Origin of the sequence: Niveispirillum fermenti, from assembly GCF_048066175.1 — a bacterium.
In the GTDB taxonomy this organism is placed as follows: domain Bacteria; phylum Pseudomonadota; class Alphaproteobacteria; order Azospirillales; family Azospirillaceae; genus Niveispirillum; species Niveispirillum fermenti.
On record NZ_JBLTXA010000002.1, the window covers coordinates 106479 to 121772 of the forward strand.

The following is a 15294-nucleotide window of genomic DNA, read 5'->3' on the forward strand; positions in this document are numbered from 1 at the left end:
GGCCATGAACGGAACGGCCAGTCAAGGACACATTCCCGTCTGGCACCATATCGGTGCCAGCCCGCCACCGGTTGCCGGCGTCGATGATGCCGGCAACTCCGCGGTTCCGGTCGTCATCGTCGGGGCCGGGCCGGTCGGCCTTGCCATGGCACTGGACCTGGGGCGGCGGGGTCACCGGGTCGTGGTGCTGAACCGGCTGGATTTCATTCCCGCCGGCTCAAAGGCCATCTGCTTTTCAAAACGCTCGCTGGATATTTTCGACCGGCTGGGCGTGGGTGACGCCATCACGGAGAAGGGCGTCGTGTGGAATGTCGGCAAGGTCTTCCGCGGCGCGGAGACCGAGCCCGTGTTCCAGTTCGACATGCTGCCCGTGAAGGGGCAGAAGCGGCCGGGATTCGTCAATATCCAGCAATATCATGTTGAGGAATATCTCTGGCGGGCCGTGGCGGGCCTGTCCAATGTGGAACTCCGCTGGGGGCATGCCGTCACGGGCGTGCGGCCCGATGCCGATGGGGTGGAACTGTCGGTCGATGCAGGTGGCGACCCCTATCGGTTGCGGGCCGGCTGGGTGGTGGCCTGCGATGGCAGCCGGTCGGCCGTGCGTTCCCTGATGGGCCTGGATTTCGACGGACGGGTGTTCGAGGATCATTTCCTGATCGCCGATATCGCCATGAAGGGGGACCGGCCGGCGGAACGCTGGTTCTGGTTCGATCCGCCCTTCAATCCCGGACAGTCAGCGCTGCTGCACCGGCAGCCGGACGATGTCTGGCGGCTGGATTTTCAGCTTGGCTGGAACATCGATCGGGAAAAGGCGCTGGACCCGGCCAATGTCACCCGCCTGGTGCGCGCCATGCTGGGTGACGATGTCGTGTTCGAGCCCGTCTGGACCAGCCTCTATACCTTCCAATGCCGGCGCATGCGGCGGTTCCTGCATGGTCGCGTGATCTTCGCGGGCGACAGTGCGCACCTCGTCTCCCCGTTCGGGGCGCGGGGATGCAATGGGGGAGTGGCCGATATCGACAATCTGGGCTGGAAGCTGGATCTGGTGTTGAAGGGGCTGGCCGGTCCCGACCTGCTGGAAAGCTATGATCATGAAGCCGTCGTGACGGCAGATGAGAATATCCTGAACTCCAGCCGGTCCACCGATTTCCTGACGCCGAAATCGGCGGTCAGCACGCTGTTCCGTGATGCCGTGCTGGAACTGGCGGGCCGGCAACCGTTCGCGCGGCCCATGGTCAATTCCGGCCGTCTGTCCACGCCCGTCAGCTATCCCCACAGCCCGCTGAACAGCCCCGACATGCAGGACTGGCACGGGGCCGGCGTGGCGCCGGGCAGCCCGGCCGTTGACATGGCGCTGGAGGATGGCTGGCTGCTGGAAAGGCTGGGGGACGGGTTCGTCCTGATGGCCGATGGCTGGGAAGGCCCGGTGCCGGACGATGTGCGCCTGCTGCCCGTCGAAGCAGCGGGTGCGGCGGCACAGCGCTATGGGCTGATGCCGGGTGCTGCCTATCTGTTCCGGCCGGACCAGTATGTCGCGGCGCGGTGGCACCGTCCCGATGCCGGCGTCGTTGCCCATGCCTGCCGCAAAGCCCGGGGGTTTAAGTCATGACCGCATTGATCCTGACACCCAACATCCCGGACCCGGACGGGTTCTATGCCGAACTGCTGGCCCTGCACCAGGGGCGCACCGATGCGGACAGCCTGGCTGTCAACGCGCGTCTGATCCTTGTCCTGGCCAACCATATCGGCGACAGGGACGTGCTGCGTCAGGCCTTGCAGGCGGCGGGATAGGCGGCGTGCATCCCCGTGTCCGCCGTGGCGGGCCATTCCATTGTGACCCGCCACGGTTCCCGTCAAAGCTGGACGCGCTTGGTATAACCGCCATCGACGACAAGATTGATGCCGGTGACCCAGCCGGCGGCATCGCTGGCCAGGAAAGTCAGGCATGTCGCCACCTCCGCCGGCGTGCCCAGGCGGTTGCTGGGCTGCACGGCGACATTCTGGGCATAGACCTCCGGCCGGTTCTCCTTGATCCGGTCCCAGGACCCGCCTTCGATGAAGATGGGGCCGGGGGAAACGACGTTGACGCGGATGTTCTTCGCCATCAGCACCTGCGACAATTGCTTGGCATAGATGATCAGGGAGCCTTTCAGGGCGTTGTAGGCCATGGGAGCCATGAAGGTTTCCACGGCTGCCGTCGTGCTCATGAAGATGATGGAGCCGCCGCCGGCCTTTTCCATGAAGGGCATCACGGCCTCGCAACCGCGGAAGGCGCCCATCACATCGCCTTCGAAACAGCGATACCAGCTTGCTTCCCCATCCATGCCGGCGCCGCCGGACACATTATGGATGAAGATATCGACGCCGCCCAACTGTTCGCCCATGTCGGCGATCCATTGGCGATAGGCGGGGCCATCGCTGACATCGACGGGGGCACCCACCGCCGTGCCGCCGGCCGCCTGGATGGCGGCCACCGTTTCGGCCACCGCGTCGGCGTTGCGTGAACCGATGGCGACGGCACAGCCTTCGGCCGCCAGCAGTTCCACCGTCTGCCGGCCGATGCCGCGGGTCGATCCTGTCACGATGGCCTTCTTGCCGGCCAGTCCGAGATCCATGGTGTCTATCCTGTTCGTAACGTTCTGGAAGGGTACCGCGTCAGCCGGCGCGGCGCTGGGCGTCACGGATGGCGGCGTCGCGCTGCTTGGGGGTGGGGTTGGCGCGCAGGGTCAGACCGCCATTCACCTGCAAATTCTCACCCGTCATGAAGCATTCGTCCGATGCGAGCCAGACGGTGGCGGCGGCGATGTCGTCCGACGTGCCGATGCGGCCCAGCGGATAGCAGTCCACAAAGGCATCGACCACGGCCGGCAGCTTGAACACGCCCTGGGTCATCGGCGTTTCCGTCAGGCCGGGGGAGATGGAATTGACGCGGATGCCCTTGTCCCCGAACTCGTTCGCCACGGCCCGGACGACATGGTCGATGCCGGCCTTGGTGCCCATATAGGCCGCATAATTGTAGGTCATGATGGTGGCCGTGGCGGAACTGATCTGGATGATCGACCCGCCGGTCGGCTGCATGGCCCCCACCATCACCTGCAGGAACTGGAAGGCGCCCTTGAACTGAATATCCATGATGGTGCGCAGCGCGTCTTCCGGCATGTCCAGGAAGGGGGAGGCATAGCCCCACCCGGCCGCATTGACGGCGATATCCACGCGGCCCGACTGCGATAGCGCGGCGTCGGCCAGTTTCTGGATATCGGCCTTGTCGGTAATGTCGCAGGCAACGGCGATGGCACCGCTGGCGGCGGCGTAACGGTCCAGTTCGGCCGCGTCGCGCCCGCCGACAATGACGGTCGCCCCTTCCTTCAGAAGCCGGTCGGCGATGACCTGGCCCATATTGTCGCGCTTGCTGGCGCCCAGCACGATGGCGGTCTTGCCCTTAAATGTGGTCATGGTGTTTTCCCCCTTGTTCTGGTTGTCGTTCGCGGGTGCCTGTGGTGCGGCATCAGCCGGCAGCGGGTGCAAGCCTTTCCAGGGCGAACGGATGGTCCGGATCCGTTTCCTGGATCTCGACGATGTTGCCGTCCGGGTCCTTGCCATAGACGGCGCGCAGATTGCCGAAATCGCAGGGCTCCTCATGGGCGAAGCGCATGCCGGCGGACGAAAGCCGGGCGTATTCCGCCTGAATATCCGTCACATCCAGGCAGAAATGCGTATAGCCATGGTCGCAGGGGCGCAGCGGCTCGCCGGAACGGGCGGCCGGCGCCGAATATTCGAACAATTCCAGGTAGCAGTTGCCGGCCCGCAGCATGACGGTGCGCGCGGCCGACCCTTTCAGCCCGACCGCCCTGTCCGCCAGTTCGGCATCGGCCCACCGCACCTGGTCGATGGCGGGCACGAAGCCCAGCACATCGCGGTAGAAGACCAGCATCCGGTCAAAATTCGGCGTGTTCAGCGCGATATGATGGATGCCGCGGATCATGACGGTTCCTTTCCCAGAACATACCTGTCGATGGTCTGCTGGAAATGCCGGACGCGCACCTCCTGGTAGTTGGTCAGGGTCTGGCCCTGCTTGTGGGCGGCCTTCATGCCTTCCTGCTGGTCGCGCAGATTGTTGGTATCCTGGTCATAGACATGGCCGAACGCTGGGTCGATGCCCTGAGCCTTGGTGTAGCTGTCGCGCTCTCCCAGCCGCTGCGGCACCGCGGGTTCCGGCCGGTCGCCATTGTCGGGCACGGGGCGCAGGAAGATCAGTTCGAACAGACAGCGGTCGGGGTCCATCCCGATCGGCCGGAACCGGTAGACCATGGGCAGCGACAGGCCGGGAAACAGCACCATGTTGGGGAACAGCGAATATTCCACCACGTCCAGCATTTCGGTGTCGGTATAGCGGGACATGTCCGCCTTGTAGGTTTCGCCCAGCACCTTGCGCAGCACGCGCGCCATGACGATGCGGGCCGTCTCCCCTTCACCCAGCGTCAATTCGTCCTTCAACAGGGTGCGGTCGCCGACCAGCATCGTGTTGATCAGTTCCTCCTCGCTCAGTGCCTTGGGCAGATGCGGGCTGGAAACGCCGTTGGTGGCGTAAAAGCGGGAGACATTGTCGGTGAAGATGTCGTACTGCGTATTCTCGTCGCCGTTGCCATAGAGCAACTGGGGGTGCGTTTCCTGAGTATGGTAATTTTCCATGAACGCTTCCTGGGCCGTCTTCCAGTTGGCGAACAGTTCCTTTTCGATATGCAGGTCGATATAGCGGTTGGCGATGTCCCAGTTTTTGAAATGGTCCTGCATGGGGGCCATGTAATCTTCCAGGGACGGCGCATTCTCATCCATGTTGATGAAGACGAAGCCCCCCCACAGGCCGACGCGCACCTGTGGCAGACGGTGGCTTTCCGCCGTGACATGCGGCAGGTCCCAGGGGCAGGGGACACGCTTCAGTTCCCCATCCAGGTCCCAGGTCCAGCCATGGAAGGGGCAGCGCAGTTCCGTGGCATTGCCCTCGCCGCCCGTGGGACGCAGCTTGGTGCCGCGATGCAGGCAGGAATTGTGATAGGCCTTGATGGTGCCGTCCTGCGTGCGGACCACCAGGATGGAATAAGGACCGATCTCATAAACGTGATAATCGCCGGGCTCGGGTATATGTTCCTCCCGGCAGGCCCATTGCCAGACTTTCGGCCACAGGTTCTTCATCTCCATCGCGAAGAATTCCGGTGAGATGTAGCGGTCGAAGGCGATATCCTCGTCGCCCAGGAACCTGTAGCTCTCCATGGCCAGAACGGGTGGCACGGGCCGGCCGTCGCGATGGACGATCTCCTGCGTGCTGGGCCCGCGCGGGCAGCGCGCCTCTCCCGGCTTGGGGGTGGGGATCATCGTATCCATTCTTCATTTCCTCCCTGTCATATTCTTGGGGTTGCCTGTCCGGTCAGAAGCCGGACCCGCCCTCCGGCATGACACCGGCCGCCCAGTCCAGTCCCCGGCGCAGCAGCGTATGGAACACCGGATTGTCCCAGGACCCGCGTTCCACGCGAGGATAGAAATCCGTCAGCGGCTGCATGTCGTAATGGCCGCGGCAATGGCCCAGCGTCAGGTACAGGATGGTGCCCGACCCGATACGCCGCAGATAAAGCACGGGATGGTCCTGCTGTTCCCATTGCGAGGTCGTGAACCGGTCCGTCCTGCCCGCGAAGCCCGCCGCCAGCAGCACCTCGATCTCCGCCAGGATGGTCGACAGGTACAATTCATCCACCGTTTCGAACGGTTCGATGTCGGCCGTCAGCGGGTGGTCCCGGCCCGCCGCCGTCTTGTGTACCTGGTAGGGGCCGATGGGCGGATGCCCCTGGAACATCGTGCCCAGCGTTTCCATGAAATGCGGTGCCAGATTCGGGGTGTCGACCAGCCCCTCGGCCGTGAAACGCAGGATGGAATTGGTGCCGTGCAGCGCATACCAGCGCCCGCCACCCGCGATGTAGCGCCGCAGCGCCTCCTGCTCGGGCAGCGACGGCGTGACGTCGCAGGTGTAGGAGACGATGAAGTCGGCAGCCATGATCGCCTCGATCCGGCTGTAATCCTCGAACACGCGGGTACGGATACAGGGATTGCCGCCCAGTATCTTCAAAATCTCCAGCCGGGCATGGTCGATATCATGATAGCGGCCACTGGCGATCAATACGGCGTTGATCGGCCTGGAGGGGGGTGATGGGGCTTCGCCATTCAGCATGTGGGGCCATTTTTCGTGAAATGGTACGGCTGCTCCGCGTCGGATGGGCCGGCGGAGGGGGGCCAAAATCGCCAAGCGGTGCTGCTTGCAGTCAATTACGCTGATAACATGACAACGTGACGGTTTCAAGGCGCCAATATGCTTGTGTTCCACCTTCAGCCAGCGTATCTAATGCGGGTGACCCCCAGTCGCATTGCCCGGGGACCGCTCCCCTTATTTTACCGAGATTTCGGATGGACGAATCCACTAGCAACCTGACAGACCTGGAACCGGAGGGCTTCGCGCGACCGGACGCCGGGCTGCAGCAGCGGCGCAGCGCGGAAACGCGCATCGCCATCCTGGAAGCCACCATCGATTGCCTGGCCGAATTCGGCTATGCCCGCACCACCACGCTTCTGGTCGCCAGCAAGGCCCGCGCTTCACGCGGGGCCATGCTGCATCACTACCCGACCAAGCAGGCGCTGATCGAGGCGACGATCGAATACGCCTTCTATCAGCGCATGAAGAATTTCATGAAGAAGGTGACCAGCCTGACGGATGAGCAGCGTGTCTATGACAATGCCGCCATCCAGTTGAGCTGGCAGCAGTATCAGAGCCGGGAATACAAGGCCTATCTGGAACTGCATGTCGCGGCCCGCACCGATCCCGAACTGCGCGAGATGTTCCTGCCGCGGGCCCGTCTATATGACCGCATCTGGCGGGACGAGGTGTGCCGCGCCTTCCCGGAATGGAACCACGATATCGAATTGCTGCACCGCGCCTCGGAATTCACGCGCGCGGCCCTGGAAGGGCTGATGCTGAACGTGGATATCTGGGACGATCCGGACGCTGAGAAGTTCGTGGTGGAACTGGTTTCCACCACGCTGCTGATGCTGCGTGACGGGCGCATTCCTTTCAAGAAGCCGGTCGAAGCCCCGCCGCCGCCAGCCCGCAAGCCGCGCAAGGCAGCGGCCAAGCCGGCGGCGAAGAAAGCCTGACGGGGCGATAGCCACTATCGATATTTGCAGGAAGGGCGGCATGGGGTCCCCCCATGCCGGCCTTCCTGCTTTGTATTCCTTGGGTTTTTCCGGTCCGCCGGGCGGGCAAAGGCGCACCTGCGCGTCACTGTCAATACGCAAGCAGGCTGACATAAAACAATCAGGATTGCTTTTCTTATGACCGGATGTTAGCGTCCTTCTGAATACGGGAGGAACAAGAATGACAAAGGAAACCGCTTCGCCGGCCGGCTGCGGCGCACGCAGCCCGGGCCCGAGCTGGAACGATTATGCCGAGCGGGATACCAACCCCGTTCCCGATTTCCTGATCGCCGACAGCAGCCCGGACCTTGGGTCCGCCCCCATTGCCGCCAGCCGCTATACCAGCCCCGATTTCTTCCGCCAGGAATGCGAGAAGATGTGGCCCGCTGTCTGGCAGTTCGCCGCGCGGGAAGAGGAACTGCCCGAGCCCGGTGATTATGTGCTGTACGAGAATGCCGGCCGCTCCTATCTGGTCACCCGTCAGCCGGACGGATCCGTCCGTGCCTTCCACAATGTCTGCCTGCATCGGGGACGCAAATTGCGCACCGAAAGCGGCTGGGCAGAGACTTTCCAGTGCCCTTTCCACGCCTTCACCTGGAATATCGACGGGTCCCTGAACCAGATACCCTGCCGGTGGGATTTCCCGCACCTGGCGGACGCGGAAATGAAGCTGCCGGAGGCGGCCGTTGCCCGCTGGCAGGGATATATCTTCGTGCGCGAAAGCCACGAAGGCCCGTCGATCGAGGAATTCCTGGCCCCGCTGCCGGATCATTTCCAGCGCTGGCGGCATGATGAATGCGTCACCAGCGTCTGGGTGGCCAAGGTGGTCAAGGCCAACTGGAAGGTGACGGCTGAAGCCTTCATGGAGGCGTATCATTCCATCGCCACCCACCCGCAGATCCTGCCGTTTGCCGGTGATTCCAACACAAAGTACAGCGTCTATGGCGACAATGTGAACCTGGCGATCACGCCGTTTGCCGTCACCTCGCCGCACCTGCTGGACCAGGAATTATCGGAACAATGGATCATCGATCAGATGATCAAGTATAATGGCCGATCCGCGCAGGCAAATCTCAACATCACCGTTCCGATGGACAGTACGGCGCGTCGTGAACTGGCCGCGGTCAACCGCCAGCGGCTGGGACAGGATGCGGGCCGGGATTTCAGCGCGATCAGCGATGCGGAGATGATTGACGCCTTCACCTACAATGTGTTTCCCAATTTTTCTCCCTGGGGCGGCTTTCCGCCCAATGTCGTCTATCGCTGGCGCCCCTGGCCGGACCAGGATCATACCTTGATGGAAGTGCGGCGGATCACCCGTGTTGCCCCTGGTGCGCCCCGGCCGCCTTGCCCGCCCATGCGCCTGCTGGCCGAGGACGAGGCCTGGGGATCGGTGCCTGAACTGGGGGCGCTGGGGGCGGTCTTCGACCAGGATTGGGCGAACCTGCCCTATGTTCAGGAAGGGTTGAAAGCGTCGAAGAACGATCGCGTCAACCTGGGCAATTATCAGGAAAGCCGTATCCGCCAGTTCGCCCAGACACTGGACAAGTATCTGGCGCGCTGAGCGCCAGTTTTGCCTTGAAGTGGCCATCCCTTCTTTGGGGTGGCCCTCCTTCAGGGGCTCCTTCCAAAAAAACTTCGGCCGCCGTTCCGGGATTTGGGAACGGCGGCCTTTTCTTTGCGGGATGTCGGATTGCGGATCCGTCATACCGTGAGGAAAGGGGCGGGCGCCTTGGTCAGGAAGGCCGTGCGTGCCCGCGCGTAATCGGCGCCGGTAAGAAGCAGGGCCTGCGCCTGCGCCTCGAAATCCAGCAGCGGGTTGAGGCCCTGCGGCCCCCGCGCCAGGGCGGTCTTGGTCAGGGCGATGGCCTCCGGCGCCGCACTGGCCAGGCGGCGCGCCTTTTCCTTCGCCAATGCCAAGGCGCCATCGGGCGATATGTGATCGACAAGGCCGGCGGCATGCGCCTGGCCCGCATCCAGCACCTCGCACAGCATCATGAATTCCCGTGCCGCACCGGCGCCCAGGCGCTGTGGCAGGGTCCAGAGCAGGCCAAGATCGGGGATCAGGCCTACACGGCCGAAGGCGGCACAGAACCGGGCTGCCGGACCGGCGATGACGATGTCGCAGGCCAGGGCAATGGACAATCCTGCCCCGAAGGCCGCGCCATCCACGGCTGCCACCGTCGCCTTGCGGCCTGCCGCCAGGGCGCGGATGATCCGGTGCAGATCGCGCATGGTGGCCAGCATGCGCATGGGGTCGTCACCGTCCAGCCCGGACAGGTCACCGCCGGCACAAAAGGCTCTGCCATCCCCGGCCAGCAGGATGGACCGGCAGGCAGCATCGCCCTGCAATGCCTCCAGCGTGGCGATCAGCGGAACGGCCAGTTCCGGCACCAGGGCGTTGCGCTTTTCAGGCAGGCTCAACGTGACAAGGGCAACGCCGTCCGCCAGCGTGCAGGAAACGGTTTCGGACATTCATTCTCTCCAGGGTGGGCGGGCCGCAGGCTGGAGCGTATTCGCGTTGACGGGAAACACGAGCTCCAGCTTTCAGTTTCCAAAGCGCCGACGCCGCATCCGCGGCACGGACCGCACGGTGGCAGTCGCCGCCGGAGCGGTTTTCCAGTCAAAGGACAACCGCTCTAACCGTTGCCGGCGGCGGCCACGGCCCGGCGCATGGCGCCAAGACCGCTGGTGAACAAAAGTGATGCTGACAGCATCAACAGGATGCCGGCGCAGGCGATGGCCGGACCCAGCCGGGTCTCGTCACCAAAGACATAATCCGTCATGGCGGCCACGATGAACGGGCCGCCCGCAGCGCCGACCAGGCCGGTGGCCAGCACATAAAGCGCCGATGCCCGCCCCCGCAATGGCCGGGGCGTGGCGATCTGCAGCGCGGCCGGACCGATGCTGGCGCAGGAAATGGTCAGGAAATAGACCAGACCGAAGCCCAGGATGGTCATCCAGCCCGCCGGCGCCAGATAGGCGGCCGCCAGCAAGGGGGCGGCACAGAGGCTCAACACCCGGAACCAGCGCAGATGCGCGTCGAGTATCCCGCGGCGGAACATCCGGTCGACGATCCAGCCATGGGTCATCAGGCCCAGCAGCGGGGCCACGATCTGCGCCACGCCCAGCCACAATCCCGCATCCTTCAACGACCAGCCGTGAATGCGCGAAAGGAAGGTGGGGGTCCACATCTGAATGGCGACGATACCCGCCTGGACCAGTGCGAACCCGAGATTATGCGCCAGGTAGAAGCGAGCGTGCGGGCGCATGTGGCGGAACAGGGCGCCAAATCCCGGCTCGGTCATGTCCGTTGCGGACAATGGCAGCGATCGCGTCCGCGTTTCCGGCAGCAGAAAGACCAGAAAGGCCAGCAGCATTCCCGGTACGCCGGTTATGATGAAGACCAGTTGCCATGCCTTGACCTCCCCCAGCAGCGGAAGGGTCCGGGCGCCGGCATCCAGCAGCATGCCCACCAGGGGCCCGCCCACCAGAAAGGCCAGGCCGGTACCGACGGTGCCGCCGATGACGAAGACCGACAGGGCCGTCGACAGCCGCGACGGTGGAAAGAGATCGGCCATGATGGCGAAGGTGGCCGGGGTCAGCGACGCCTCGCCGGCACCGACCCCGGCCCTGGCCGCGAACAATTGCCAGAAGGATTGCGCCAGCCCGCAGCAGGTGGCGGCGATGCTCCAGAAAGTGACACCCACCCAGATGATCATCCGCCGGCTGTACCGGTCCACGGCCCAGCCGATGGGAATGGCGGCCAGCACATAGAACAGGGCAAAGGCCACGCCCTGCAGAAGGCTGACCTGCACATCGGTCAGCCCCAGGTCTGCCTTGATGGGTGGGATCAGCAGCGCCAGGATCTGCCGGTCCAGCATCGCCACGAAATAGAGCATGCCGAGGATGACGACGGACAGCCAGCGCCCGGATGAGGAGAGTTCTTTTCCACTATCCGTCGTCCCGCCGCTTCCCGCGGTCCCGGTCGCCGAAATCATTGCCCGATTTCCTTCCACCGATACCATCCCGGCGACCATGGCCGGTCACCGGGATGAGGTTGCCGGCACAGGCCGACCCCGCCCTGTCAGTTGCGTGGTGCGCCCGCCGCGATCCAGGCCTGGATACGGGCGATTTCAGCCCCGTTCAACGGCGGGCCATCCATCGGCATGCGCACACCCACACCGCCGGCTTCCACATGCGTGCCCTTCAGCTTGTGCAGAAGATAGCTGCCGGCCGGATCGCCGGGCTGCACGCGCTTCAATGCCACTTCTTCCGACGGCATACCGACCAGGCTGGCATAGGCGCCGCCCGGATGCAGGGCCATGCCGCCTGGTTCCTCCCCCGTCAGGTGGCAGGCGGCACAGCGGTTCTTCAGCAGCGGCACGATATCCCGCTGGAAGCTGGGCGCATCGGCGGCCGCAGCGGGACCGGCAACAACCAGCCCCCCCAACAGCATCAGCGCTGCGATCCGGATCGAACGCGGGCGGGTCATCATCCCTCCTTGCCGCCGTCTGTGGCGTGCATGGCAGCGATATAGGCATAAGTCATGGCCGGGCCGATGGTGCCGCCCGCCCCGAAATAGGCACCGCGGGTCGGCGATGCCACGCAATTGCCGGCCCCGTAGAGGCCGGGGATGGGCTGGTTGCCCATCGCCAGGACCTGTCCCTTCTCGTTGGTCAGGGGGCCGCCGCTGGTGTCGAGCGCGCCGGGCGCCAGGATGATGGCGTAATAGGGCCCCTTGTCCTGGAACGGATACATGGTCGGGTTGGGCATGCCGCCTGTCCTGGCCTTGCTGCCGGGCCGCAGGATGGAGAAATAGCCCTGCCATTCCCGGTCATAGCCATGCAGACCACGGTCGAAATCCGGGTCGCGGCCGTCGCGGGCATAGCGGTTGAACCGGTCGATCGTCTGCCGGGTCCGGGCCAAGAAATCCCTCGCCAACGTCACTCCGCCGGTCCGACCGGCCAGCGATTGCAGGCGTGCGGCGATGTTTTCCGCCAGTTGATCCAGGCTGTCCCCCTTGATCAGATAGGAGGCCGCATCGGGATTTTCCGGCAGCGGATAGTTGCCGCCATAGGCGTCCAGGGCCCGATGGTCGAACAGCATGAACAGCAACTGGTTGGGGTAGTCGGCATTCACCGGGTCATAGACGTAATGGACCTTGGTCCGGTCATTGTAGTTGCGCTTTTCATTGACGACACGGTGGCCATATTTGTTGACCAGGACCATGGAATCCGATGGTACGAAGAACACGCCGACACCCATGACGCGGTTCTCCAGCGCCTGGTCCAGCACCACCTGCGTGTACCAGGCGGTGGACAGCGTGCCGGGCACAGCACCGGCGGACGCCGCCATGCCGATGAAATCACCCTGCGACTGCGGCACGGCGCAGGACCCGTACAGCATGGTCTGGTGCAGTTGCAGCAGGTCGGTATTGTGGGCGAAGCCACCCGTGGCGAAGATCACCCCCTTGCGCGCGCCGATGGTGACGGTGCGCTCACCCGTGCGCGCCTCCAGCCCGATCACGCGGCCTTCCTCCAGCACCAGCTTCGTGGCGCGATGGCCCGTCAGGATGGGCGCGCCGCGCGATGTCAGCCAGGTCTCACAAGCGTCCGTGATGCGCCCGCCATGGCCCACGGTGCCGGCCAGGGTCTCGCCATTCTCGTCCTTCGGTGCCAGGGCGCGGCCCACCGGGACCTTGTTCTCGGGCAGATGGTCGGCATAGTCGGGGGACGGCTTCTTGTCCGTGCCTACCGTGAAAAGGCCGAATTCGACGGCCCCCAGCGCCTTCATCTTGTCGACCATGGGGGCGCCATTGTCGTAGAAGGCTTCCAGCAGCTTGTAGGACCGTTCATCCAGACCAAGGGTCGGATGGTCGGCATTATAGTCGTTGGGGAACGCATAGCGGCACATGTAGCGCATGGCATCCGGCTTGGGGTCGGTCAGCCCCAGTTCGGACAAGAGCGGGTGATTGGGCACCCAGGCCACGCCACCGGATTTGCGCGTCGTGCCGCCCAGCATGGGGGAGGCTTCCAGCAGCACGACCCTGGCGCCGCGATCGGCGGCGATGACAGCCGCCGTGCAGCCCGCGGCCCCACCGCCGACCACGACGATATCGGCCTCGACATCCCATGTACGGGCGGTCTTGCCATCATCCGCCTGGGCACAGCCGGCCAGCAGGGCGGATCCGGCGGCCATCCCGGCACCGGCACCTGTCAATATCCTGCGCCGGCTGAGGCCTGGCTGTTCATGTTGCGTCATGATCGTTTCCTCACCCTGTATCGTCAGTTTTGTGTCTTGGGGGCCAGGGCCCCGGTATAGACAGGATCGCCGACGCCGCGCCGGCCGACCATGTCGGGACCCATCAGGCCGAAATGGCGCTCGTCGGCAGCACGCCAGCTTTCCCAATCATGCAGACCGGTCCGGTGCGCGATGCGCCAGACGCCATCACGCCGCTGGAAACGGTCGATATAGCGGCCACCGATCCAGACATCCTCGTCCAGGGACATGTCATGGCGTTCAAAAACGCCTGTGCAGGCCCGCCCCTTGGGAAGACGGTGATAGGCCAGGAAATAGGATTCCACATGCGCCGCGTCGCCCGACAACTCGATCAGCACATTGCCCAGATGGTGCTGTGTGCGGTCCAGTTCGGCCAGCACGGCCATGGCATAGGTGCAGAACAGGGTCGAAGAACCCTCGTATCCGCCATGGCTGTGGGTGGCATCGGGATGGAAGACGGAACGCAGCAGCGCCTCATCCATCCGATCCAGTGCCCGGCAGTAGCGGTGGCACTGGTCGGTGATTGCCTGCCGGTCGGCCAGTGCCCGCAGCAATGCGCCATCCATCCCTGGCTGGCCGGGATCGTTCATCATCGTCATCATGTCTCACCCGACCTTGCGCAGCGGGTCGCCGCCATCCCAGTCGCGTGCGGCGTTGCGCATGCTGGTGAACAGGTCCAGCAAGGCCGGCGGGGCCTGCAGCACCTCCACCATGGTGCCGGGACCGCCATGGGTGTCGGCATAAAGGAACGCCCCATCATCCAGGCGGCCTTCCTGGATGATGTCGGCACCGGCCGCGGCCAGCTTGCGACGTGCGTCGCCCATATCGGATGTCAGCAGGCAGACATGGTGCAGCCCGCCAGCACCGTCCCGCTGGCCATCACGATAGACCGATGGCGCCTCATTATGCTGCACCACCAGTTCAATCTGCATGTCGTGCCAGTAGCCCAGCGCCACGGAGAAATCGACCTGCACCTCCTGACCGCGATAGGACATCCACGGCACGGCCACATGTTCCATCAGGAAGAAGGGGCCGGCCCCCATGCTGCCGGCCCAGAAGCGTACCGCCTCTTCCAGGTCCTGCACGATATAGGAAAGCTGCATCACGGGGCCGATGGCGGCGGTGAGCTGGCGGGGCGGCAGGGGCATCGGGCATCTCCGGTCTTGTACGATTTCCGGTGGCTTCAGCACATAGGCGTGCGGCCGGGCGGGCCGGGTGTTCAGCGGCGGGGCGGCAGTCCCTGGTCATACGGGTCGTCGGGAAAGCGTGCGCCGCGGGTCAGCAGCATGTCGTAGATGCCGCCTTCCCAGCGGGCGGTCGACGGCTCGTTGCGGTTCCAGTCCATGACATAAAGCCGGTCGATGATCCGCCATTCGCCATCGCGGCGTTCATAGCGGTCCAGATACCGGCCGGCGACGATCAGGTCGTTGACCTGGTCGCCATCGGCCACATGCATGAAGCCGACGACATAGGTCTCGCCGCGTGCGTGATCGCCATCGGGGTCGATCTGTATCCAGGCATTGCCAATCTTCTGCATGGACCGCAGCATGCCGCTGCGCATTGATGCCGTCATGTGATCGGCGAATTCCCAGGCATTGCCGTTGAAGGTGCCATGGGTTTCCGTGGCATCAGGCCAATAGGCCGATTTCAGCGTGTCCGCATCACAGCGGTCGATCCCATGGCAATAGCGGCACAGCAGGTCGTAGATGGCCTGCCTGGCCAGCATGTCATCAATCGCCCTTTCACGGGCAGACGCGGCGGGGACGGGCGACACGAGCG

16 protein-coding genes are annotated in these 15294 nt (G+C 64.3%); 4 read left to right on the plus strand and 12 right to left on the minus strand.

From position 1 onward, the window contains the following. Positions 1-4 precede the first annotated feature (4 nt). On the plus strand, positions 5-1609 hold the full coding sequence (locus ACM9LZ_RS02310; protein WP_416617722.1) for an FAD-dependent oxidoreductase: 1605 nt from the start codon (positions 5-7) through the stop codon (positions 1607-1609). Continuing rightward, the gene (locus ACM9LZ_RS02315; RefSeq protein ID WP_416617723.1) at positions 1606-1791 is read left to right on the plus strand and encodes a DUF2783 domain-containing protein; all 186 of its coding nucleotides are present in this window, start codon (positions 1606-1608) and stop codon (positions 1789-1791) included. The genes ACM9LZ_RS02310 and ACM9LZ_RS02315 overlap by 4 nt, the downstream gene beginning before the upstream one ends. Positions 1792-1853: 62 nt before the next feature. Here ACM9LZ_RS02315 and ACM9LZ_RS02320 read toward each other — a convergent pair whose 3' ends face one another. From ACM9LZ_RS02320 to ACM9LZ_RS02340, 5 genes are read right to left on the minus strand one after another with little or no spacing between them, the layout of a single operon-like run. Continuing rightward, positions 1854-2615, minus strand: a complete 762-nt coding sequence (locus ACM9LZ_RS02320) for an SDR family NAD(P)-dependent oxidoreductase (protein WP_416617724.1) — start codon at positions 2613-2615, stop codon at positions 1854-1856. 40 nt (positions 2616-2655) lie between these two features. Next, positions 2656-3453, minus strand: a complete 798-nt coding sequence (locus tag ACM9LZ_RS02325; protein ID WP_416617725.1) for an SDR family NAD(P)-dependent oxidoreductase — start codon at positions 3451-3453, stop codon at positions 2656-2658. A 52-nt stretch (positions 3454-3505) separates the two neighbouring features. After that, complete coding sequence (locus ACM9LZ_RS02330; RefSeq protein WP_416617726.1) at positions 3506-3982, minus strand: VOC family protein; 477 nt, start codon at positions 3980-3982, stop codon at positions 3506-3508. After that, positions 3979-5379 carry an aromatic ring-hydroxylating oxygenase subunit alpha gene (locus ACM9LZ_RS02335; protein ID WP_416617727.1) on the minus strand — a complete coding sequence of 467 codons (1401 nt, stop codon included), beginning with the start codon at positions 5377-5379 and terminating at the stop codon, positions 3979-3981. Before ACM9LZ_RS02335 ends, ACM9LZ_RS02330 begins: the two co-directional genes overlap by 4 nt. Positions 5380-5422: 43 nt before the next feature. Next, positions 5423-6217, minus strand: coding sequence for a ThuA domain-containing protein (locus tag ACM9LZ_RS02340; protein WP_416617728.1), 795 nt, complete (start codon positions 6215-6217; stop codon positions 5423-5425). A gap of 233 nt (positions 6218-6450) precedes the next feature. Between ACM9LZ_RS02340 and ACM9LZ_RS02345 the strand changes: the two genes are divergently transcribed. Continuing rightward, entirely contained in the window at positions 6451-7194 is a 744-nt protein-coding gene (locus ACM9LZ_RS02345; RefSeq protein WP_416617729.1) for a TetR/AcrR family transcriptional regulator, read from the plus strand. Between the two features lie 220 nt (positions 7195-7414). Then, positions 7415-8797, plus strand: coding sequence for an aromatic ring-hydroxylating oxygenase subunit alpha (locus ACM9LZ_RS02350; RefSeq protein WP_416617730.1), 1383 nt, complete (start codon positions 7415-7417; stop codon positions 8795-8797). 140 nt (positions 8798-8937) lie between these two features. On the opposite strand, the gene ACM9LZ_RS02355 is transcribed toward ACM9LZ_RS02350, so the two are convergent. The 7 genes from ACM9LZ_RS02355 to ACM9LZ_RS02385 form a co-directional block, all read right to left on the minus strand. Continuing rightward, the gene (locus tag ACM9LZ_RS02355) at positions 8938-9708 is read right to left on the minus strand and encodes an enoyl-CoA hydratase/isomerase family protein (RefSeq protein WP_416617731.1); all 771 of its coding nucleotides are present in this window, start codon (positions 9706-9708) and stop codon (positions 8938-8940) included. Between the two features lie 164 nt (positions 9709-9872). Next, entirely contained in the window at positions 9873-11234 is a 1362-nt protein-coding gene (locus tag ACM9LZ_RS02360; RefSeq protein ID WP_416617732.1) for an MFS transporter, read from the minus strand. A gap of 86 nt (positions 11235-11320) precedes the next feature. Beyond that, entirely contained in the window at positions 11321-11728 is a 408-nt protein-coding gene (locus tag ACM9LZ_RS02365) for a hypothetical protein (RefSeq protein ID WP_416617733.1), read from the minus strand. Beyond that, entirely contained in the window at positions 11728-13497 is a 1770-nt protein-coding gene (locus ACM9LZ_RS02370; RefSeq protein ID WP_416617734.1) for an FAD-dependent oxidoreductase, read from the minus strand. The genes ACM9LZ_RS02365 and ACM9LZ_RS02370 overlap by 1 nt, the downstream gene beginning before the upstream one ends. Before the next feature lie 23 nt (positions 13498-13520). After that, on the minus strand, positions 13521-14117 hold the full coding sequence (locus ACM9LZ_RS02375; RefSeq protein WP_416617735.1) for a nuclear transport factor 2 family protein: 597 nt from the start codon (positions 14115-14117) through the stop codon (positions 13521-13523). A gap of 3 nt (positions 14118-14120) precedes the next feature. After that, the gene (locus tag ACM9LZ_RS02380) at positions 14121-14663 is read right to left on the minus strand and encodes a VOC family protein (protein ID WP_416617736.1); all 543 of its coding nucleotides are present in this window, start codon (positions 14661-14663) and stop codon (positions 14121-14123) included. Positions 14664-14734: 71 nt separating this feature from the next. Further along, complete coding sequence (locus ACM9LZ_RS02385; protein ID WP_416617737.1) at positions 14735-15289, minus strand: nuclear transport factor 2 family protein; 555 nt, start codon at positions 15287-15289, stop codon at positions 14735-14737. Between the last annotated feature and the right edge of the window lie 5 nt (positions 15290-15294).

Bases quoted from the DNA above. Each gene is read 5' to 3' on its own strand.
- ACM9LZ_RS02310 (WP_416617722.1), top strand. From the start codon at position 5: ATGAACGGAACGGCCAGTCAAGGACACATTCCCGTCTGGCACCATATC.
- ACM9LZ_RS02315 (WP_416617723.1), top strand. From the start codon at position 1,606: ATGACCGCATTGATCCTGACACCCAACATCCCGGACCCGGACGGGTTC.
- ACM9LZ_RS02320 (WP_416617724.1), bottom strand. From the start codon at position 2,615: ATGGATCTCGGACTGGCCGGCAAGAAGGCCATCGTGACAGGATCGACC.
- ACM9LZ_RS02325 (WP_416617725.1), bottom strand. From the start codon at position 3,453: ATGACCACATTTAAGGGCAAGACCGCCATCGTGCTGGGCGCCAGCAAG.
- ACM9LZ_RS02330 (WP_416617726.1), bottom strand. From the start codon at position 3,982: ATGATCCGCGGCATCCATCATATCGCGCTGAACACGCCGAATTTTGAC.
- ACM9LZ_RS02335 (WP_416617727.1), bottom strand. From the start codon at position 5,379: ATGGATACGATGATCCCCACCCCCAAGCCGGGAGAGGCGCGCTGCCCG.
- ACM9LZ_RS02340 (WP_416617728.1), bottom strand. From the start codon at position 6,217: ATGCTGAATGGCGAAGCCCCATCACCCCCCTCCAGGCCGATCAACGCC.
- ACM9LZ_RS02345 (WP_416617729.1), top strand. From the start codon at position 6,451: ATGGACGAATCCACTAGCAACCTGACAGACCTGGAACCGGAGGGCTTC.
- ACM9LZ_RS02350 (WP_416617730.1), top strand. From the start codon at position 7,415: ATGACAAAGGAAACCGCTTCGCCGGCCGGCTGCGGCGCACGCAGCCCG.
- ACM9LZ_RS02355 (WP_416617731.1), bottom strand. From the start codon at position 9,708: ATGTCCGAAACCGTTTCCTGCACGCTGGCGGACGGCGTTGCCCTTGTC.
- ACM9LZ_RS02360 (WP_416617732.1), bottom strand. From the start codon at position 11,234: ATGATTTCGGCGACCGGGACCGCGGGAAGCGGCGGGACGACGGATAGT.
- ACM9LZ_RS02365 (WP_416617733.1), bottom strand. From the start codon at position 11,728: ATGACCCGCCCGCGTTCGATCCGGATCGCAGCGCTGATGCTGTTGGGG.
- ACM9LZ_RS02370 (WP_416617734.1), bottom strand. From the start codon at position 13,497: ATGACGCAACATGAACAGCCAGGCCTCAGCCGGCGCAGGATATTGACA.
- ACM9LZ_RS02375 (WP_416617735.1), bottom strand. From the start codon at position 14,117: ATGATGACGATGATGAACGATCCCGGCCAGCCAGGGATGGATGGCGCA.
- ACM9LZ_RS02380 (WP_416617736.1), bottom strand. From the start codon at position 14,663: ATGCCCCTGCCGCCCCGCCAGCTCACCGCCGCCATCGGCCCCGTGATG.